This is a genomic window from Streptodolium elevatio (assembly GCF_053592165.1).
This window is the reverse complement of the sequence record NZ_JBSFVE010000018.1, coordinates 136,414-156,524: the sequence shown is the minus strand read 5'-3', so window position 1 is coordinate 156,524 and position 20,111 is coordinate 136,414. Positions and strand designations below refer to the sequence as shown.

Here is a 20,111-nt window from a genome sequence, read left to right as displayed (position 1 = left end):
GCTCGAAAGGGTGGCATCCGCGCGCATTTGGTGTAGCGGCCGTGTCCCACGGGGCACAACCCCTGCGGGGAACAGCAGAAGGCCCCGCCTCGGGGGCGGGGCCTTCTGGTTGCCGCTGGTGTTACAGCGTCAGGTACTGCGCTGCGTCAGAGCCTCAGCTCTGGCCGCCCGCCAGCTTCTCGCGGAGCGCGGCGAGCGCCTCGTCCGAAGCGAGCGCGCCGCCGCCGGCCGGGGCCTCGGCCGGCGCCGAGGAGTACGAGCCGCCGCCGCCACCACTGGCGCCGCCGGTCTCGACAGCCGCCTCGGCCTCGGCCTCGCGGGCCTTGACGACCTGCTGCTGGTGCGACTCGAAGCGCGTCTGGGCCTCGGCGTACTGCCGCTCCCACTCCTCGCGCTGCTTGTCGTAGCCCTCGAGCCAGTCGTTGGTCTCCGGGTCGAAGCCCTCGGGGTAGATGTAGTTGCCCGCGTCGTCGTAGGTCGCGGCCATGCCGTAGAGGGTCGGGTCGAACTCGGCCTCGGCCGGGTCCGCACCGAAGGCCTCGTTGGCCTGCTTCAGCGAGAGGCTGATGCGACGGCGCTCCAGGTCGATGTCGATGACCTTGACGAAGATCTCGTCGCCGACCTGGACGACCTGCTCCGGGATCTCCACGTGGCGCTCGGCCAGCTCGGAGATGTGCACCAGGCCCTCGATGCCCTCGTCGACGCGCACGAACGCGCCGAACGGAACGAGCTTGGTGACCTTGCCCGGAACGACCTGGCCGATCTGGTGGGTGCGGGCGAACTGCTGCCACGGGTCTTCCTGGGTCGCCTTCAGCGACAGGGAGACGCGCTCGCGGTCCATGTCGACGTCCAGGACCTCGACCGTGACCTCCTGGCCGACCTCGACGACCTCGGAGGGGTGGTCGATGTGCTTCCAGGACAGTTCGGAGACGTGCACCAGGCCGTCGACGCCGCCCAGGTCCACGAACGCACCGAAGTTGACGATCGAGGAGACGACGCCGGTGCGGACCTGGCCCTTCTGCAGGGTCGTGAGGAACGTCTGGCGGACCTCGGACTGGGTCTGCTCCAGCCACGCGCGGCGGGACAGGACCACGTTGTTGCGGTTCTTGTCCAGCTCGATGATCTTCGCCTCGAGCTCCTTGCCGACGTACGGCTGGAGGTCGCGGACCCGGCGCATCTCGACGAGCGAAGCGGGGAGGAAGCCGCGGAGGCCGATGTCGAGGATGAGACCACCCTTGACGACCTCGATGACGGTACCGGTGACGATGCCGTCCTCTTCCTTGATCTTCTCGATCGTGCCCCAAGCGCGCTCGTACTGCGCGCGCTTCTTCGAGAGGATCAGGCGGCCTTCCTTGTCCTCCTTCTGGAGAACCAGGGCCTCGATGTTGTCGCCGACCGCGACGACCTCGTGCGGGTCCACGTCGTGCTTGATGGACAGCTCGCGGGAGGGGATGACGCCTTCGGTCTTGTAACCGATGTCGAGCAGGACCTCGTCCCGGTCGACCTTGACGATCACGCCATCCACGATGTCGCCGTCGTTGAAGTACTTGATCGTCTCATCGATCGCGGCGAGGAATTCTTCCTCGGAACCGATGTCGTTGACCGCCACCTGCGGGGTGGTTCGAGTGGCCTCGGTGCTGCTCGTCATGTGGGAAAGGGCTCCGGTACGGACAGAAGTCGTCGGTAAAACCACGCTCCAGGACCCGGTTTCGCCCCGTCGGACTCTGACAGCCAAGGAAAATGACCGAAATGGAACGACAAAGGTGAGCGCGACCTGCTCCGTCTGAGTTCACGCAGGCCCGCGGCGCAACTTGCAGCATACGGGGCCGTTCAGGCGCGGTCAACGCGCAGGGGTCACGGGCGGGCAGGCGCCACCACGCGCCCGTACGGCGGCCCGGTGTCCACCGTGACTCATTCCCGCACGCGCGCACGATAACGTACGCCGATCCCGAACAACAGCGCGTGAGGCAAGTCATATGAACGTTGCCGGGAAGCACCCCACGGCGCAACAAGCAGGCGAGTCCGCCGAGTCGCACCCGGCGGATGTCGGACGACGCGACGTCGGCTCCGCGGAGAGTGTGCGCGCGGGCCGCTCGTGGTGGGACGCCAACGCCGACGAGTACCAGGCGGAGCACGGCGACTTCCTCGGCGACGCCCGCTTCGTCTGGGGGCCCGAGGGGCTCGACGAGGAACAGGCGGGCCTGCTCGGCGAGGTCGCCGGGAAGAGCGTCCTGGAGATCGGCTCGGGGGCGGGGCAGTGCGCGCGCAGCCTCCTCGCGCGCGGGGCACGCCCGGTCGCGCTGGACCTGTCGTACCGCCAACTCCAGCACTCGCGGCGGATCGACGCGGCACACGGCGTGCACGTGCCGGTCGTGCAGGCGGACGCCGCCGCCCTGCCGTTCGCGGACGGCGCGTTCGACCTGGCGTTCACGGCGTACGGCGCGCTCGCCTTCAGCCCCGACGGCGGCGCCATCATGCGCGAGGTCCACCGCGTCCTGAAGCCGGGCGGGCGCTGGGTGTTCTCGCTCCCGCATCCGATCCGCTGGGCCTTCCCCGACGACCCCGGCGAGGAGGGCCTGACGGCCACGCACTCCTACTTCGACACCACGCCATACGTCGAGCAGGACGAGGACGGCCGGGCCACGTACGTCGAACACCACCGGACCCTCGGCATGCGCGTACGCGAAGTCGCCGCCGCCGGGTTCCGCATCGTCGACCTGGTCGAGCCCGAGTGGCCGGAAGACCTCGCGCAGGTGTGGGGCGGCTGGAGTCCGACCCGCGGACGCCGCATCCCCGGGACCGCTATCTTCGTCTGCGACCGCGACTGACACCCGCCGAACTCTCACCCGGGCCGGCTGCCACCCTCGGTCGGCTTCCGCCCGGACCGCACGACGAGGGCCCGCCTCCGGTCGACCGGAGGCGGGCCCTCACGCTGCGTCTGTGCGGACCGGGTCAGCCCGTCGGCGGCGGCGCCGACGGGCGCTCCGGGTAGGCGGTCGCCGGCGTCTTGCCGTTGCTCGCCGGCACCGGCGCCTCGGCCACGATCTCGGCCGATCCGGACACCGGGATCCGCGGCAGGACGGCCGTCTCCGTGGCCGCCGGCACCGGAGCCGCGGCGACCGGCACAGGCGGTGCGGGCTGCGCTGCTGCCGCCGGAGACCCGGCCGCGCCCGCCGCGGCCGCGGGTTCACCCGGACCGCCGGCCGCATCGGGACCGCGGCGCCGCTTACCGGACGGCGTCTTCGGCTCGCGGTTGCCCAGGTACTGCAACAGCAGCGAGGCGAGCAGCAGCAGGACGCCGACGACCACCAGGCCGAGCGGGATGCGGTCGTGGATCAGCAGCATCTGCGAACGCTGCTCCTTGGCGTCCGCGATCAGCTTGTTCGACCACTCGGCCTTCATCTTCACGTGGCCGTCGAAGACGACGATCTTGCCCGGGTTGGCCGGGTCGTCGGGGTTGGGCGTGCGCATCTCCTCTTTGTGGATCTCCTCCGCGTACACCGGCGCCCCGGTGACCGGTTCGACCCAGAACTTGCGCACGGTGGTGTACCACCGCTCCATCCCGGTTGCCTCGACGTCCTTCGGGTTCAGGCCGCCGGGCAACTGGCTGGGGATCGGCACCTTGCTCCACGGCACCGTCTGCTCGAAGAGGTAGACCTCAAGACCGTTGAAGTTCTCGGTGCGCTTGTAGTCGATCGTCGCGGCCGTCTGCGCCTGCGCGTCGTAGTAGTTGTAGCCGCGCTTCTCGGTGAAGAAGGGCCACTTGTACGCGATGCCGGTGTGCGCGACCGGCTTGCTGTCGATGTGCTCGCCGCAGCAGTTCTGGGGCGTCTGGCTGACCGCGTCGAAGGCGTAGCGCTCCGGGATCTGGGTGACGACCTTGCCCTCGCTGTCGACCATGGCGAGGTTCATGTCCCAGACGACCGTCTGTCCGTCGGACTCGTCCGGGTTCGGCCGGACCGTCTGGATGATCGTGGCGGTGGCCTTGCCCTCGCCCTTCGGATCGCCGAAGAGCGTCGCGTTCTGGGCTTCGAGGACCATCACCTTGTACGCCTTGTCGCTCTTCAGCGCCTTCGCGACCAGGCGCGGGAAGGCGTACTCGCGGAGCAGCGGGGCGAGTGCCACGCAAAACACCGCCAGTGCCAGAAGGACCAGGCTGGACCTACGACGCATCGAGAATGTCCCCTTGCCGATGGAGCGAGTTACAGATTGCGTTCATGCGGGTTGTGCGGGACGTACGGGTTCTTCGGAATGTTCGGGAGGTACCGGCCCTGCGGGTGAAGCCGTGCGTCCGGCAACTCCGCGTCCGGCAGTCCTCAGGGCTTCGCGGGGACCTGGGTCACCTCGAGCGGCTTGTCGATGGCCTTGGGCTCCGGGACCGCGAAGGCGGCCAGCGAGTAGGCCGCTCCCACGGCGAGCAGCAGGCCGATGACGACCGCGGCGAAGGCACGCATCAAAAACTCTCCTTTGCGCTCACGGAGACCGCACGCTAGCAAGGAAGCCCCGGAATGAGAACACGTTTCAGATTTCTCGCGCACATTCACTGTTGCGACCGCACGTTTGGCACAACATGCCGTCACCATCTGCGCATTCGCCGATACCGAAACTCCCCCTCCGCGGTACGCGCGAAGGGGGAGTAACGAGAACACGTTTCTGTTATTGCGATCCGGGGTGCTCAGGAGCTCGGTGCGCGCGACGTCTTCGGCGCCGACTTCGTGGTCGTGGCGGGCGCCTTCGAGGTGGACTTGGACGACGAGGGCGACGTCGGGGCCTGCTGCGTCGGCGGCTTCGAACTGGTCGCGGGCGGCGCGGGCGGCACGACGACGGGCCGCACCCCCTGCCGGTAGAAGACCGTCCACGCCTTGACCGAACGCACGTACTCGGGCGACTGGTTGTAGCTGAAGATCGCCTTGTCCAGCCCCGCTTCCGTCGACAGGTCCCGGTCCCCCGCACACAGGTAGCGCGCGGCGGTCAGGGTCGCGTCGTAGACGTTCTGCGGGTCCTTCTTACCGTCCTTGTTGCCGTCCATCGCGTACGCCTTCCACGACGTCGGGATGAACTGCATCGGCCCGACCGCGCGGTCGAACTCGGTGTCGAAGTCCAACGTGCCCTTGTCGGTGTCGCGGATCGCCTTCGTCGACCGCGTACCGTCCAGGCGCGGCCCCAGGATCGGCGTCAGCGCGGTCCCGGTGGTGCTCACCTGCCCGCCGTTCGCATGCCCGGACTCCACGCGCCCGACGGCCGCCAGGAGTTCCCACGGGAGCCGGCACTTGGGGTCGGCCTTCGCGGTGTACTCGGCGGCCTGCTTGTACGCCGACAACACCAGCTGCGGGATGCCGTTCGAGCCGGTGACCGTCGACGCGGGCGTCTGGGACTGCACCGGCGGCAGCGTGAAGGGCTGCCCCGACGTCGCCGGTCCGGACGGTGACGCGGACGGCGCCACGCTCGCCCCCGGCGCGGCCGCCGGGAGCACCGGCGGCAGTTCGAGGTTCACCGGCAGCCCGCCGTTGACCGGCCCGTTGTCCTGGTCCGGCTCGGGGTCGGACATCCGGGGCACGTCCGAGACCGGTACGCGTTCCGCGGTGGCCATCGTGAACGGGTTCTCCACGGCCGCCGCTCCGGCGAGCAGGAGCGCGACCACCGCGGCGCCGCCCAGCCACGGGTTGATGAACCGGCGGCGCGCGGGGACGGTCTCCTTGGCCTCGTTGCCGGCGTCCCCGGCCTCGGACTTGGCCTCGGCCGGGGTGTCCGCGGAGGCCGCGCCGGGCTTGTCCGCCAACTCCTTGGGCCGGGCGCCGAGCGAGGCCACCCACGAGTCGAGGTCCGCGCCCTTGGCGCCGGACTGCCCGACGGGGCTGAGAAGGGCCGTGTCGGGCCCTCCTGCGGGCTCGACGGGACTGAGGAGGGCGGTGTCGGGGTCCTCGGCCGCCGGGCCGTCCCCGGCTCCGTCGGCGCCTTCGCCCGACTCCGGGTCGGCCGTACCGTCAACGTCCGCTTCGGGGATGTCAGTTGGCGATGCCGTAGCAGCCTCGACCGCGGCGGGCGCCGCAACGGCCTCGGCCTCGGTTTCGGTCTCGCTCTCGCTCTCGCTCTCGCTCTCGCTCTCGGCCAGGCTTGCGACCGAGGTGTCGTGCGGAGTCTCGTCCCGGGTCTCGTCCGGGGCCTCGTCCGTAGGCTGCGCGGAAGTCCCGTCGGGGGTCTCGGTGTCCGAGACCGCCACCCATGCCGCCACCAACGACTTCAGGCGCGTGTCCGCCGCATCCTCGACCGGCGGCTCGGGTGCGGGCGTCGGACCGGGCACGAAAGGCTTCTCGGCGGCGGGTACGGCGCCCTCCGTCGGCGCGGCGTCGTCACCGCGGCGCCGAGGCAACACGAGCGGCACCTCGTCGCCGGCGGAGTCCGCATCGGAGGACTCCGCATCAGCCGCGGTTCCCGCGGCGTCGGCATCCGTGGAGTCGGCATCCGCGGCGCCGGCATCGGCAGAGTCGGCCGCTGGTCCGCCGCCCGGCCGCGGCTTGGGCGCCACGACCGCGATCGTCGTCAGATTGCGGGTCCAGTCCCCGTCGGAGGCCGCCGGGGCCGACCGGTCCTCGGTGTCCGCGGACGGCGCCGTCGTCGGCGCCTCACTCATGACCTCTGGCTCTTGCGGTATCTCCGGATCCCGCGGACCGGGCCCCCGTTCGGCCTCGTCCACGAACCGCCCCCTTCGCCTGGCTGCATGTCGGCGCGCCGGCCCATGTGCACCGGATCGGGCCGAACCGGCGGGGCGACGAGCGGACATGAACCTACGTCAGGTTCCGCCGCCGCTCTACCCCCTCGGCGGCATATGTCATGGTTCCATGCGTTTATCAGTGCACCGCGACGAGGCCGACACGTGTCACCACGCCGGTACGCCGAAGGGCGGGAACCGCACCCGGTTCCCGCCCCCACATCACGGCACCTCGCCCCGCACCATCCCCCACCCCGGCACACAAAGCGACGAGTCAAGACGGCACGAGACGGGCCTAGTGCCCCGCGTCCTCCCATGTCGCGCCGAAGCCCACCGACACGTCGAGCGGCGCACGCAGCGGGTAAGCGTCCGCCATCTCCCGCCGGACCAGCTCCTCGACCGCGGCCCGCTCCCCCGGCGCGATCTCCATCACCAGTTCGTCGTGCACCTGCAGCAGTATCCGCGACACGAAATCGCCGTCCCGCAGCGCCTTGTCGACGCCCAGCATCGCCACCTTGACGATGTCCGCCGCCGACCCCTGGATCGGCGCGTTCAACGCCATGCGCTCCGCCATCTCGCGGCGCTGCCGGTTGTCGCTCGTCAGGTCCGGCAGGTAGCGGCGGCGTCCGAACACCGTCTCGGTGTAGCCGGTCTGCCGCGCCTCGTCGACGACCGCGCGCAGGTAGTCCCGTACGCCGCCGAAGCGCTCGAAGTACGTCGCCATCAGCTTGCGGGCCTCCTCCGGCGTGATGTCGAGCTGCTGCGACAGCCCGAACGCCGAGAGCCCGTAGGCCAGTCCGTACGACATCGCCTTGATCTTGCGGCGCATCTCCGCGTCGACCCCGCTGGTCGGCACCCCGAACACCGCCGACGCCACGGTGTTGTGCAGGTCCTCGCCGGACGTGAACGCCTCGATCAGCGCCTCGTCACCCGACAGGTGCGCCATGATGCGCAGCTCGATCTGGCTGTAGTCGGCGGTCAGCAGCCCCTCGAAGCCCTCGCCGACCACGAACGAGCGCCGGATCAGCCGCCCTTCGTCGGTGCGGATCGGGATGTTCTGCAGGTTCGGGTCCGACGACGACAGCCGCCCGGTCGCCGCGACCGTCTGGTGGAACGTCGTGTGGATGCGCCCGTCGTCGGTGACCGTCTTGACCAGTCCCTCGACGGTCACCTTCAGCTTGGTCTGGTCGCGGTGCCGCAACAGCGCGGTCAGCAGATCCTGCGCGGGCGCCGGGATGCCCGGCTGGGTGGCGAGCCACACCAGCGCGTCCGCGTCCGTCGTGTAACCCGTCTTGATCTTCTTGGTCTTCGGGAGGTTCATCTCCCCGAACAGGATCTCCTGGAGCTGCTTGGGCGACCCGAGGTTGAACTCGCGGCCCACCGCCTCGTGGGCGAGCTCGGTGGCCTGCTTGACCGCCGCCCCGAACTGCGCCTCCAGCTTGTCCAGGTAGTCCCGGTCCGCCGCGATCCCCACGCGCTCCATGCGCGCCAGCACCGTCATCAGCGGCAACTCCATGTCGCGCAGCAGCTTCAGCGCGCCCCGGCTCTCCAACTGCTCGTCGAGCGCGTCCGCGACCTCGACCACCGCGTGCGCGGCGAGCATCAGCGCCTCGCCCTTCGCGGTGTCCTCCTCGTCCTCACCCGACATGTCGAGCGCCAACTGCCCGCTGTCGGTGGCCTCGTCGACCTTCAGCTCCCGGCCGAGGAACCGGTGCGTCAGCGTCTCCAGCGCGAACGACCGCTGCCCGGGCAGCACGAGGTACGCGCCGAGTGCGGTGTCCGAGGTGACCCCCGCCAGCTCCCAGCCCTGCGCCTTCAGCGCCAGCATCGGCCCCTTGGCGTCGTGCACCGCCTTCGTCCGGTCCGGGTCCGCGAGCCACGCCGCGAGCGCCGCGTCGTCCGCCTCGTCCAACACCAGCGGGTCGAGGTACGCCGCCGCGCCGTCCGCGCCGGCGAGCGCCAGCCCGGTCACCGAGCCGGTCCCGCGGCCCCACGTACCCTCCACGGCGAGACCCGTGCGGCCGGCCCCCGAGGCGTGCTCCGCAAGCCAGTCCGCGACCGCGCCGGTCTCCAGGACCGAGGTCTCCAGCGTGAAGCCGTCCTCGACGGGCACCTCCTCGCCGCCCTGCGCGGCCGCCGCGCCCGGGTCGACCGCCCACAGCCGGTCGCGGAAGTTGTCGTTGCGGAACTCCAGGGAGTCCAGCACCCGTTCCACCGCCGACCGGTCGAACGCCTTGCGCTCCAGATCGTCCGGCACGACCTCGAGCGGCACGTCGCGCACCAGCTCGGTCAGTTCGCGGTTGAGCCGCACCGCCTCCAGGTGGTCGCGCAGGTTCTGCCCGGCCTTGCCCTTGACCTCGTCGGCCCGCTCGACCAGCTCCTGGAAGGAGCCGAACTCGCGGATCCACTTGGCCGCCGTCTTCTCGCCGACCCCGGGGATGCCCGGCAGGTTGTCGGACGGGTCGCCGCGCAGGGCCGCGAAGTCCGGGTACTGCTGCGGCGTCAGCTGGTACTTCTCCGCCACCGCGTCCGGCGTGAACCGGTGCAGCTTGCTGACGCCCATCATCGGATAGAGCACCGTGATGTCCGGCGTCACCAACTGCAGCGAATCGCGGTCCCCGGTGAGGATCAGCACCTCGTAGCCCTCGTCGGCGGCGCGCGTGGACACCGTCGCGATGACGTCGTCCGCCTCGAAGCCCTCCACCCGCATGGTGCGGATGCCCATGGCCTCCAGCACCTCGACGATCAGCTCGACCTGCCCCTTGAACTCGTCGGGCGTCGCGGAACGGTTCGCCTTGTAGTCCGGGAACCGCTCGGTCCTGAAGGACTGCCGCGACACGTCGAACGCCACACCGAGATGCGTGGGCGCCTCGTCGCGCAGCACGTTCGCCAGCATCGACGTGAACCCGTACACCGCCTGGGTCGGCTGCCCGGTGGCCGTCGACATCGCGGCCTCCTTGAGCGCATAGAACGCGCGGTAGGCCAACGAGTGCCCGTCGAGGAGCAGCAGCCGCGGCCGGGAGGCGGAGGCGGAACGGACAGGAGCCTGGGGTGTGTCGGTGGAAGCCACGAACAGATCCTAGGCTGGGACGCCGACACATCCGGTCATGTCACTCCACCCGAGTGGCCGAACCGTGGCCGCACGACCGCCCCACCCGCCCCACCAGGAGCAGCACATGACCGCCACCCCCGACCCCACGCACGCCACCGGCTCCGAGCCCGGCCCCGACGCCCCCGACCTCGCCTTCCCGATGCCCGTCGACGACCTCACCAAGGTCTTCGGGAACCCGCGGGCGACCGAGACGCTCGGCGGCCGCATGGGCATCGTCATCCACGAGGCGTCCGCGCAACGGCTGGTCGGAACCATGCCCGTCGAGGGCAACATGCAGCCGTACGGCCTGCTGCACGGCGGCGCCTCCTGCGTGCTCGCCGAGACACTCGGCTCCATCGGCGCCGCGATCCACGCCGGTCCCGACGCGATCACCGTCGGTATCGAGATCAACGCCACGCACCACCGCTCCGCGACGTCCGGCCTCGTGACCGGCGTCGCCACACCGCTGCACCTCGGCCGCACCCTCGCGACGTACGAGATCGCCATCACCGACGAGAACGGCAAGCGCATCTGCACCGCCCGGCTGAGCTGCATGATCCGCCGCGAGCGCTGACCCCGCGAACGCGCTGACACCGGCACGCGCGGCCCGTAGCGTACTGCCGACGCAGCCGGCCGACGGCGTGCGCACGGGGAGGTGTCGCATGGGCGAGGAGACCGACGACATAGCGGCCGAGGCCGCGCAGGCACCGGACACACCGGCAGCACAGGCCGCGCAGGCCCCACCGGACGTACCTGCCGCACAAGCCCCACCACGCCGCCCGCGCCGACGGCTCCTCGCCGCCGCGGCCGCGCTCGGCCTCCTCGCCGGCGCCGGCACCGCCGCCGGCGTCGCGGCCGCGACCTGGCCGGACGACAAACCCGAGGTCCCCTATGTCTACGAGGGCGACGTCGTCGTCGACTCCGCGCCCGTGCGCAGCGACCGCCTCGAAGTGCGCGTCACCGCCTTCCACTGCGGCATGGCGTTCACCACCGGCACCCACGCGGAGTACTACGCGCGCGGCCAGATCTGCCGGGTCGGCGTACGCCTCGACAACCAGCAGCTCGTCACCGCGAACATCGACAGCCGCATCCAGAAGATCGTGCTCGACGACGGCTCCGAGCTCATACCCGACGACATCGTCATGCAGATCAAGCGACAGCAGCAGGTGCAGCAGATGGGCGCCCGCAACATCGTGGTGCTGAGCTACTGGTTCGACATCCCGGCCGACCGCCGGCCGGTCGCGATCCGGGTGCGCGCGACAGACGAGTCCCTCCCCGCCGAGGTCGCGCTGCCCGCGCACACCTGGGAACGGCAGTAACGGGACCGCCCACGGCAAAGGGTGCCCCGGAAACGAACTCCGAGGCACCCCAAGCCGTTTCGGTCAGCGCATCCGATCAGCCGGCGCCCTCGCCGAGGTACGCCTCGCGCACCCGCGGGTCCGCGAGCAGATCCTGCGCCGAACCGCTCAGCTGGACGTTGCCGGTCTCCAGGACGTACGCCCGGTCCGACAGCGCCAGCGCCTGCGCCGCGTTCTGCTCCACCAGCAGCACCGTCGTGCCCTGCGCGTTGATCTCCTGGATGATCGCGAAGATCTGCGCGACGATCAGCGGCGCGAGACCCATCGACGGCTCGTCCAGCAGCAGCAACCGCGGACGGCCCATCAGCGCGCGGCCGATCGCGAGCATCTGCTGCTCACCGCCCGACAGCGTGCCCGCGTACTGCGAACGCCGCTCACGCAGACGCGGAAACAGGTCGAAGACCCGCTCCATGTCCTCCTGGGGCACGGACTTGAAGCGGTACGCGCCCATCTCCAGGTTCTCCACGACCGTCATGGTCGGGAACACCCGGCGCCCCTCCGGCGACTGCCCGATGCCCAGGCCCACCACATGGTGCGCCGGGACGCCGTCGATGCGCTCACCCTCGAAGAGGATCTCGCCGGCCTTCGGCCTGAGCAGCCCCGAAATCGTGCGCAGCGTCGTCGTCTTGCCCGCGCCGTTGGCACCCAGCAGCGTGACGATCTCGCCCTCGCGCACCATCACGTCGATGCCCTTGATCGCCTCGATGGCGCCGTAGGACACCTTCAGATGGCGCAGTTCGAGAAGCGCCGCGGTCTCCTGGCCCTTCGCCAGGGTCGGTTTCCCGGTCACGTCGGGAGCCTCTGTCGTGCTCATCGCTCCTCCTCGCCGCCGACCGCGCCGGCCGCCTTGCCCTCGTCCGCGCCGCCCGCGACCCCCGCGCCGGCCGCGACGCCGGTGTCGGACGGGCCCGCGTCCAGCACCTCGGCGGCCATCTCGGCACCGAGGTACGCCTCCACCACAGCCCGGTTCCGCTGCACCTCGGAAGGCGTACCGGAAGCGATGACCTTGCCGAAGTTGAGCACCGTGACACGGTCCGCCACGGACATCACCAGGCGCATGTCGTGCTCGATCAGCAGGACGCTGATGCCCAGCTCGCGGTTGATGTGCTTGATCAGGTCGGCGAGTTCGAGCTTCTCGGTCGGGTTGGTGCCGGCCGCCGGCTCGTCCAGCAGCAGCACCTGCGGGTCGGTCGCCAGCGCCCGGGCGATCTCCAGCCTGCGCTGGTCGCCGTAACTCAGCGACGAGGCCAGCTCGTTGATCTTGCCCCCGAGGCCCACGAACTCCATGAGCTCGTGTGCGCGCCGATCGCTCTCGCGCTCGTTGCGGCGGGCGTGCGGCAGGCCCAGCATGATGCCGACCGGACCCGACTTCTGCCGCGTCTCCGCCGCGATCTTGACGTTCTCCAGCGCGGTGAGCGCGGCGAACAGCCGGATGTTCTGGAACGTCCGGGCCAGGCCGAGCCGGTTGACCACGTGCGTCTTCCGGCCCAGCAGCGAATGCGTGTTCCCGTCGACCGAGTTCAGCGTGATCGAACCCTCCTGCGGGACGTACACGCCGGTCAGCGAGTTGAACAGCGACGTCTTGCCGGCCCCGTTCGGGCCGATCACCGCGAGGATCTCCCCGCGGCGCAGCGTCAGTTCGACCTCGGAGAGGCAGACCAGGCCGCCGAAACGCAGCGTCAGCCCGCTGACCGCGATCACCGCGTCGGACACCGCCCCGCCGACACCCGCCGTCTTCGTCACGGTCGTGCTCATCCCATCCTCCCGCCGACCGGTTCGGTCATCGCGTCCGCGTCCCCGATGCCCTGCTTGGCCAGTGTCAGCTCACGCTTGCGCCGCCGGGAAGGGATGAGGCCCTGCGGCCGGTAGATCATCATGACCACCAGCAGCGCGCCCAGGTACATGTAGCGGTCCTTGGGGTCCACGAACTCCTTGAGGCGCTGCGGCAGCCAGGCCAGGAACGCGGTGCCGACGATGACACCCCACAGCGAGCCCATGCCGCCGAAGATCACGTACGCGATCACCAGCACCGAGCTGAGCAGGATGAACGACTCCGGCGAGATGAACTGCTGCTTCGACGCGTAGATCACGCCCGCGATACCGGACGTCGACGCACCGATCGCGAAGGCCATCAGCTTGAACTTGACCGTGTCGACGCCGTTCGCGGCCGCCGCGACCTCGTCCTCGCGGATCGCCGTCCACGCGCGGCCGACCCGCGAGTGCTCCAGCCGCCGGAAGACGAAGACCAGCACCGCCGCGAACGCCAGGATCAGCCACCAGTACTGCTTGGGGTCCAGCCCCCACTTGTAGTCCCAGAAACCCAGGTCCAGTTCGAAACCCGGAATTCCGGTGGCGCCGCGAGGACCGTTGGTGAAGTCCTCCTTGTTCTTCGCGATCAGGTAGATGATCTCGTGGAAGCCGAGCGTCACGATCGCCAGGTAGTCGCCGCGCAGCCGCAGCGTCGGCGCGCCGAGCAGCAGGCCCGCGATCAGACACGTGAGCACCGCGACCGGGATCACCAGGAACGGCGTGAGCTCGACCGGCGGTTCGACCGGCAGCGCGCCGGTCCAGTACGCCGCGCTGTACGCGCCGATCGCGAAGAACGCGATGAAGCCCAGGTCCAGCAGACCGGCCCAGCCGACCACCACGTTGAGGCCGATCGCGAGCAGGACGTAGACCGCCACCTCGCCGACCAGCACCTGGTTCCAGTACGTGCTGAGCATCTCCGGCAGCGCGATAAGCAGCACCGCGACACCGATGCCGAGCGGCCACTTCACCCGCCGGTCGGCCGTCACCTGCCGTACGCTCGAACCCGCTTCGGTGGCCTTGGCCTTGGTCCAGTCGAAGTACGGCTTGACGTACCCCCAGCCGAACTCGGCGAACGCCCACACACCCACCATGACCGCGATCCACACGATCAGCGACGTGGGCTCCTTGTAGACCGCCTCCAGCGCGAAGAACACATCGCTGGAACTGCCCTGCGGGCCGGCCATCACGTCGAGCACCACGGCGGCGAACACCAGGCCCATCAGCCTGGCCCAGCGCTGCTGCTGGTACCACTTGCCCTTGCGCAGCGCCGCGATCCGGCGTGCGGTCTCGGTGACCGGCTGCCGGTCGAGAGTCTTGACGGCACTCATGCCGACCTCCCCAGACGTTCACCCATGATGCCCGTCGGGCGGAACATGAGCACCAGGATCAGCACCGCGAACGCGCTGACGTAGCGCCATTCCTCTCCGAACCACCAGCCGGAGAAGTTCTCCACGATGCCCAGCAGCATGCCGCCGAGCATGGCGCCGCGGATGTTGCCGACGCCGCCCACGACCGCCGCGGCGAACGCCGTGATGCCGGGCAGGAAGCCCATCGTGAACGACACCTGCGAGTTGAGCCCGAACAGGAAGCCCGCCGCGCCGCCCATGAGGCCGCCGACGAGGAAGGTGCGCGAGATGACCTTGTCGATGTCGACGCCCATCAGGCTGGCCGTCTCCGCGTCCTGGGCGACCGCGCGGATGCCGGCCCCCATCTTGGTGCGGTTCACCAGCAGGTCGAGGCCGACCATCATGGCGATCGCGGAACCCACGATCAGCAGCTGGAGCACGGTGACCTGGGTGCCGAAGACCGAGAAGACCTTCTTGTTCGTGAAGATCTCGGGGATCGCCTTCGGGTCGCGCCCGAAGAGCTTCCCGGCGAGGTTCTGCAGGAAGAACGACGCACCGATCGCACTGATGAGGAACGCGAGACGAGGTGCGTTTCGCTTTCTCAACGGCCGGTAGGCCGCTTTCTCGAGGGCGAACGCGGTTCCCGCGCCGGCAAGTCCTGCGGCGAGCAGGCCGACGGCGACGAGGAGGACGGACATGAGGCCCGTCGGGTTGGACGCTTCGATGCCGGTGAGCACCAACAGCGCCGCGAACCCGCCCATCATGAAGACTTCGCTGTGCGCGAAGTTGATGAGCTGGAGCACGCCGTACACCAGCGTGTATCCGATCGCGATCACGGCGTACAGCGCGCCGAGCGCGATCCCCGGGATGAGGTAGTCCCAGAACTCGTTGAGGTTCATTGGCAAGGCTTCCTGAGGCGAGTGAGAGCGCAGGCAGGGGGCGTTGGCGCACGGCTCACCGCACGGGCGCGGGGTCCGGGTCGAAGGAGCGGACCCGGACCCCGCGGACCGTCACGGTGCGTCGGCGATGCCGCGCCTCGTCAGCTCTTGGCCAGCTCTTCGATGTTGCCGAGGTAGCCGATCTTTCCGGCCTTGACCTCGTACAGGTAGATGCCCTTGCCCGCGAACTCGCCCTTCTCGTCGAAGCTGAAGGTCTTCGTCAGGCCCTTGTACGACGCCTTCTTCAGGGTGGTCAGCATCAGCTCACGGGTGATCTTGGTACCCGCCTCGTCGAGCTTCTTGATCTCCTGGATGACCATGTTCGTCAGGTCGAAGGACTCGGCCGAGTACGTGCTCGGCGCCTCCTTGAACTGCGCGGTGTACGCGGTGGTGAAGTCCTTGGTGGCCGGCTCGACCTTGGCGTCGGTGCACGGGCACGTCAGGTACCAGTTGTCGGCCGCGTCGCCGGCCAGCTCGATGAACTTCGGGTCGTTGGTGCCGTCACCGGAGATCATCGGGATCTTGACGCCCTGCTCCTTCAGCTTCTTCGCGAAGGGCGCGGCGTCCTGGTAGTAGCCGGCGTAGATCATGCCGTCCGCACCGGAGTTCTTCACCGTGGTCGCGGCCGAGGTGTAGTCCGGGGTGCCCTTCGGCACCGACTCGCTGACGACCTGGACGCCGGCCTTGGTCAGCTCGGCCTTCGCCACGTCCGACAGGCCCACGCCGTACTCGGACTTGTCGTCGACTATGAGGACCTTCTTCAGCTTCAGCTTCTGCGCGTAGTACGTCGCCATGCCGCTGCCCTGCGCGAAGTCGTTGGGCACGCCGCGGAGCAGCGAAGTGAAACCGTTGCTCGGGTCGGTCAGCGTCGGGTTGGTCGCCGACGGCGAGACCGTCGCCAGCTTGGCCTGCGCGTACAGCGCGCCGGAGGCCTTGGTCGGACCCGAGAACGCGGGGCCGATGACGGCGATGACCTTGCTGTCGTCGATCAGCTTCTGGGCCGCGGAGGCGGCCTTCGTCTCGGAGGCCTCGTCGTCCGACTTGGTGAGCTTGATCTTGAACGGCACGTTCGGCTGGTTGTTCCACTGCACGACCGCGAGTTCGGCGCCGTTGGCCTCGTTGATGCCCAGCTGCGCGTTCTCGCCGGAGAGTCCGGCCTGGAACCCGATGGTGTAGGTCTTGCCGCCGTCACCCGAGTCGTCGTCACTGCCGCAGGCGCTCAGCACCAGTGCCGATGCCGCCACTGGCAGCGCGATTTTGATCATGCTTCGCTTCAGCACAGCCCAACCCCTTGAGTGTTCTGACGGGAACCGAAATAACCCGAAACGATCGGGCGACCGCGGCGTTTGTGCGCGGTGCGCCGAAATGTAGCTCTCGGAAAGCCGGGCGCGGGAGTCCACGGGATGAGATGTGATGCGGCCGTAATCAAACGTCACCGCAGGGAAACCGGAACCTCAGAGGAAGCTCAGATGCTCGCCAAACCGGTGCCGCTTCTGCTAAAGAAGAACAAAGTCGCCCCAATCAGGACAGATCGGGGCGACTTTTAGGGTCTACGCGCGAAAAACGGGGCCTACTCCCCCACTTCGCCTCCGGACACCACGACCTCCGCGACGGCCCGCATCGAGAGCCGCCGGTCCATCGAGGTTTTCTGGATCCAGCGGAAGGCCTCAGGTTCGGACAGCCCGTACCGCTCCTGGAGCACCGACTTCGCCCGATCGACGAGTTTGCGGGTCTCCAGGCGCTGCGTCAGGTCCTCGACCTCGCGTTCCAGGGCAGAGAGTTCGGTAAACCTCGAAACCGCCATCTCGATTGCCGGAACAAGGTCGCCCTTGGTGAACGGCTTCACCAGGTACGCCATGGCACCCGCGTCGCGGGCCCGTTCCACCAGCTCGCGCTGCGAGAACGCGGTCAGCATCAGCACCGGCGCCATGCGCGCCGCGGCGATCTGCTCGGCCGCGGAGATGCCGTCCAGGATCGGCATCTTGACGTCCAGGATCACCAGGTCCGGCCGGTGCTCCTCGACCAGCCGCACCGCCGCGGCCCCGTCCCCGGCCTCGCCGACGACGCGGTACCCCTCCTCCTCCAACATCTCCTTGAGATCCAGGCGGATGAGTGCCTCGTCCTCGGCGATGACCACACGGATGACGGAGTCGCCGGTCTTCGGTTCCTGCTGGCTGGCGGCTGACGTCACGGCACTCCTCGGTTGGGGCGATACCTGCAGGCAGAAGGGTACCGAGACGCGGTACGCTGGGCACCGCGGAGGGTACTTCCGCTCACAACAAAAAGGATGAACCGGACATATCCTAAAATAAGCCCCGATATCCCAATTGGCAGAGGACGATGGCTCAAACCCGTCGTGTTGTCGGTTCGAGTCCGACTCGGGGTACCTGACAAAGAGGGTCACTCGGCCATTCGGGTGACCCTCTCGCATTTCCCGGACGCGCGTTCGATGGCAATTCAGGCTTGAACGCATGTACGACACCGCCACGCGAGAACTCGCGTTCAAGCTCCTCGCCCAGGGCCGCACCATGGCCTCCGTCAGCCGCGAACTCGGCGTCGCCCATGCGACGATCCGCTACTGGCGCGCCCACCCCCAGCCCAAGAAGCCCAGCAGCTGCATCCGTTGCTGCGGCGTGCCCCGGCCGCCGGCCCCGCCCGGCAGCTACGCGTACCTGCTCGGCCTCTACCTCGGCGACGGCTGCATCAGCAGCTACCGCAGAGGAGTTCACGGCCTCCGCATCGCCTGTTCGAACGGCTGGCCGGGGCTCATGGACGAATGCGCGGCCGCCATGCTCGCCGTGCGGCCGGACAGCAGGGTGTTCCGCGTTCCCGGCCAGGGGTGCCACATGGTCACGTCCCTGTGGAAGCACTGGCCTTGCCTGTTCCCGCAGCACGGGCCCGGCCCTAAGCACAAGCGCGTCATCGAACTCGCCGACTGGCAAAAGGAGATCGTGTCCGCGCATCCCTGGCCGCTGGTCCGGGGACTGATCCACTCCGACGGCACGCGCTTCACCAACTGGACCACCCGAATCGTCGGCGGACAGTCCAAGCGCTACGAGTACCCGCGCTACATGTTCACCAACATGTCCGCGGACATCATGCGTCTGATGACCGACACGCTCGACTCACTCGGTGTCGCGTGGAAGCGGACCAACCACAAGAACATCTCGATAGCCCGGCGGGAATCCGTTGCGCTCATGGACCTCCACGTCGGCCCGAAATACTGAGACGGCCGGTGGCCGGGACTGTTCGGTCCCGGCCACCGGCCGTACTGCGCTGGGGAGTTCGCCGCCTACTTGGCGAGCATTTCTCCTATGTGGTGCACGCGGATCATGTTGGTCGACCCGGGGACACCCGGCGGCGAGCCGGCCGTGATGATGACCACGTCGCCCGGCTTGCAACGGCCGATGTTCAGCAGCGACGCGTCCACCTGCTGCACCATCTCGTCGGTGTGCTCGCACAGTTCGCCGAGGAACGTCTCCACGCCCCAGGTCAGCGACAGCTGACTGCGTACGCCGGGCTCCGGCGTGAAGGCCAGCGTCGGGATCATCGGCCGGTAGCGCGACAGGCGCCGGGCCGTGTCACCGCTCTGGGTGAACGCGACGAGGTACTTCGCGCCCAGGCGTTCGCCGATCTCCGCGGCCGCCGCGGCGATGACGCCGCCCTGCGTGCGCGGGTCCGGCAGGCTGCGCAGTTCCTCCTGGAGCGCGGAGGACTCCTCCGCGGCGCAGATGATGCGGGCCATCGTCTTGACGGTCTCGATCGGGTACTTGCCGACCGAGGTCTCGCCCGAGAGCATCACCGCGTCGGTGCCGTCCAGGACCGCGTTGGCGACGTCCGAGGCCTCGGCGCGCGTCGGGCGCGAGGCGCTGATCATGGAATCCAGCATCTGCGTCGCGACGATGACCGGCTTGGCGTTCGCCCGCGCGAGCGTGATGCAGCGCTTCTGGACCAGCGGCACCTGTTCGAGCGGCATCTCGACGCCGAGGTCGCCGCGGGCCACCATGACCGCGTCGAACGCCTCGACGATCCCCTCAAGGTTGGCGACCGCCTGGGGCTTCTCGATCTTGGCGATGACCGGGACGCGGTAGCCGGCCTCGTCCATGATGCGGTGGACGTCCTCGATGTCCTTCGCGCTGCGGACGAAGGAGAGGGCGATCAGGTCGCAGCGCATGCGCAGCGCCCAGCGCAGGTCCTCGATGTCCTTCTCGGACAGCGCGGGCACACTCACCGCGACGCCGGGGAGGTTGAGGCCCTTGTGGTCGGAGACCATGCCGCCCTCGATGACCATCGTGTGGACCCGGGGGCCCTCCACGTCGGTCACCTCGAGCGTCACGCGGCCGTCGTCGACGAGGATGCGCTCGCCCTTGCCGACGTCGCCGGGGAGGCCCTTGTAGGTCGTGGAGACCTCGTGGCGGTCGCCCGGGACCTCGTCGGTGGTGATGGTGAACTCGTCCCCGCGTTCGAGCAGGACGGGGCCCTCCGCGAAGTTGCCGAGGCGGATCTTCGGGCCCTGCAGGTCCATCAGGATGCCGACGCTGCGGCCGGACTCGTCGGACGCCTTGCGCACGCGGTGGTAGCGCTCCTCATGCTCGGCGTAGGTGCCGTGGCTGAGGTTGAAGCGGGCTACGTCCATGCCTGCGTCCACGAGCGTGCGGATCTGCTCGTAGCTGTTGGTGGCTGGGCCCAGGGTGCAGACAATCTTCGCTCGACGCATGAATCAACCCTAGTTCCTACCGTGAAGTAGTGAGTGAGCGGTGTCCGATTTGCCGGTTAACAACGCTCAACATTTTGTTGTTTCGGAACCCGGCCGCCGCATCGGACGGCGGCCGCCACGAAGAAGCCCCCGTGTCGTCTACA

16 protein-coding genes and 1 tRNA gene are annotated in these 20,111 nt (G+C 69.1%); 5 read left to right on the top strand and 12 right to left on the bottom strand.

The window, feature by feature from the left end; genetic code table 11:
• Positions 1-154: 154 nt before the first annotated feature.
• Positions 155-1,648, bottom strand: coding sequence for a 30S ribosomal protein S1 (gene rpsA / locus ACWD12_RS29320; protein WP_358365177.1), 1,494 nt, complete (start codon positions 1,646-1,648; stop codon positions 155-157).
• 328 nt (positions 1,649-1,976) lie between these two features.
• On the opposite strand from rpsA, the gene ACWD12_RS29315 reads away from it, so the two are divergent.
• Entirely contained in the window at positions 1,977-2,828 is an 852-nt protein-coding gene (locus ACWD12_RS29315) for a class I SAM-dependent methyltransferase (RefSeq protein ID WP_450102087.1), read from the top strand.
• Between the two features lie 124 nt (positions 2,829-2,952).
• Here ACWD12_RS29315 and ACWD12_RS29310 read toward each other — a convergent pair whose 3' ends face one another.
• The 4 genes from ACWD12_RS29310 to polA form a co-directional block, all read right to left on the bottom strand.
• The gene (locus tag ACWD12_RS29310; protein ID WP_450102086.1) at positions 2,953-4,173 is read right to left on the bottom strand and encodes a DUF3068 domain-containing protein; all 1,221 of its coding nucleotides are present in this window, start codon (positions 4,171-4,173) and stop codon (positions 2,953-2,955) included.
• A gap of 143 nt (positions 4,174-4,316) precedes the next feature.
• Positions 4,317-4,454: a hypothetical protein gene (locus ACWD12_RS29305; RefSeq protein ID WP_450102085.1), complete on the bottom strand. Its 138-nt coding sequence runs from the start codon at positions 4,452-4,454 to the stop codon at positions 4,317-4,319.
• 221 nt (positions 4,455-4,675) lie between these two features.
• Positions 4,676-6,631: a lytic transglycosylase domain-containing protein gene (locus tag ACWD12_RS29300; protein ID WP_450102084.1), complete on the bottom strand. Its 1,956-nt coding sequence runs from the start codon at positions 6,629-6,631 to the stop codon at positions 4,676-4,678.
• Positions 6,632-7,004: 373 nt separating this feature from the next.
• The gene (gene polA / locus ACWD12_RS29295; protein ID WP_450102083.1) at positions 7,005-9,779 is read right to left on the bottom strand and encodes a DNA polymerase I; all 2,775 of its coding nucleotides are present in this window, start codon (positions 9,777-9,779) and stop codon (positions 7,005-7,007) included.
• A gap of 181 nt (positions 9,780-9,960) precedes the next feature.
• Here polA and ACWD12_RS29290 point away from each other — a divergent pair, with 181 nt between their 5' ends.
• Both ACWD12_RS29290 and ACWD12_RS29285 read left to right on the top strand, forming a co-directional pair.
• Positions 9,961-10,374: a hotdog fold thioesterase gene (locus tag ACWD12_RS29290; protein WP_450102106.1), complete on the top strand. Its 414-nt coding sequence runs from the start codon at positions 9,961-9,963 to the stop codon at positions 10,372-10,374.
• Between the two features lie 88 nt (positions 10,375-10,462).
• Positions 10,463-11,119, top strand: coding sequence for a hypothetical protein (locus tag ACWD12_RS29285; protein WP_450102082.1), 657 nt, complete (start codon positions 10,463-10,465; stop codon positions 11,117-11,119).
• Positions 11,120-11,195: 76 nt separating this feature from the next.
• Here the strand turns inward: ACWD12_RS29285 and ACWD12_RS29280 are convergent, their stop codons facing one another.
• From ACWD12_RS29280 to ACWD12_RS29255, 6 genes are all read right to left on the bottom strand, one after another.
• Entirely contained in the window at positions 11,196-11,972 is a 777-nt protein-coding gene (locus tag ACWD12_RS29280) for an ABC transporter ATP-binding protein (protein WP_358353216.1), read from the bottom strand.
• Positions 11,969-12,913, bottom strand: coding sequence for an ABC transporter ATP-binding protein (locus ACWD12_RS29275; protein WP_358353214.1), 945 nt, complete (start codon positions 12,911-12,913; stop codon positions 11,969-11,971). The genes ACWD12_RS29280 and ACWD12_RS29275 overlap by 4 nt, the downstream gene beginning before the upstream one ends.
• The gene (locus ACWD12_RS29270) at positions 12,910-14,295 is read right to left on the bottom strand and encodes a branched-chain amino acid ABC transporter permease (RefSeq protein WP_450102081.1); all 1,386 of its coding nucleotides are present in this window, start codon (positions 14,293-14,295) and stop codon (positions 12,910-12,912) included. Before ACWD12_RS29270 ends, ACWD12_RS29275 begins: the two co-directional genes overlap by 4 nt.
• Entirely contained in the window at positions 14,292-15,212 is a 921-nt protein-coding gene (locus ACWD12_RS29265; protein WP_358353210.1) for a branched-chain amino acid ABC transporter permease, read from the bottom strand. Before ACWD12_RS29265 ends, ACWD12_RS29270 begins: the two co-directional genes overlap by 4 nt.
• A 140-nt stretch (positions 15,213-15,352) precedes the next feature.
• Positions 15,353-16,516 (bottom strand): branched-chain amino acid ABC transporter substrate-binding protein, encoded by a 1,164-nt coding sequence (locus tag ACWD12_RS29260; RefSeq protein ID WP_450102080.1) that lies wholly within the window; start codon positions 16,514-16,516, stop codon positions 15,353-15,355.
• Between the two features lie 305 nt (positions 16,517-16,821).
• Positions 16,822-17,442 carry an ANTAR domain-containing response regulator gene (locus ACWD12_RS29255; protein WP_358353206.1) on the bottom strand — a complete coding sequence of 207 codons (621 nt, stop codon included), beginning with the start codon at positions 17,440-17,442 and terminating at the stop codon, positions 16,822-16,824.
• Positions 17,443-17,563: 121 nt separating this feature from the next.
• On the opposite strand from ACWD12_RS29255, the gene ACWD12_RS29250 reads away from it, so the two are divergent.
• Together ACWD12_RS29250 and ACWD12_RS29245 are read left to right on the top strand one after the other, a co-directional pair.
• Positions 17,564-17,637, top strand: a tRNA-Leu gene (locus tag ACWD12_RS29250).
• An 85-nt stretch (positions 17,638-17,722) separates the two neighbouring features.
• Positions 17,723-18,478 (top strand): transcriptional regulator, encoded by a 756-nt coding sequence (locus ACWD12_RS29245; protein WP_450102079.1) that lies wholly within the window; start codon positions 17,723-17,725, stop codon positions 18,476-18,478.
• Positions 18,479-18,543: 65 nt separating this feature from the next.
• Here the strand turns inward: ACWD12_RS29245 and pyk are convergent, their stop codons facing one another.
• Positions 18,544-19,968, bottom strand: coding sequence for a pyruvate kinase (pyk, locus tag ACWD12_RS29240; RefSeq protein ID WP_450102078.1), 1,425 nt, complete (start codon positions 19,966-19,968; stop codon positions 18,544-18,546).
• Positions 19,969-20,111 lie beyond the last annotated feature (143 nt).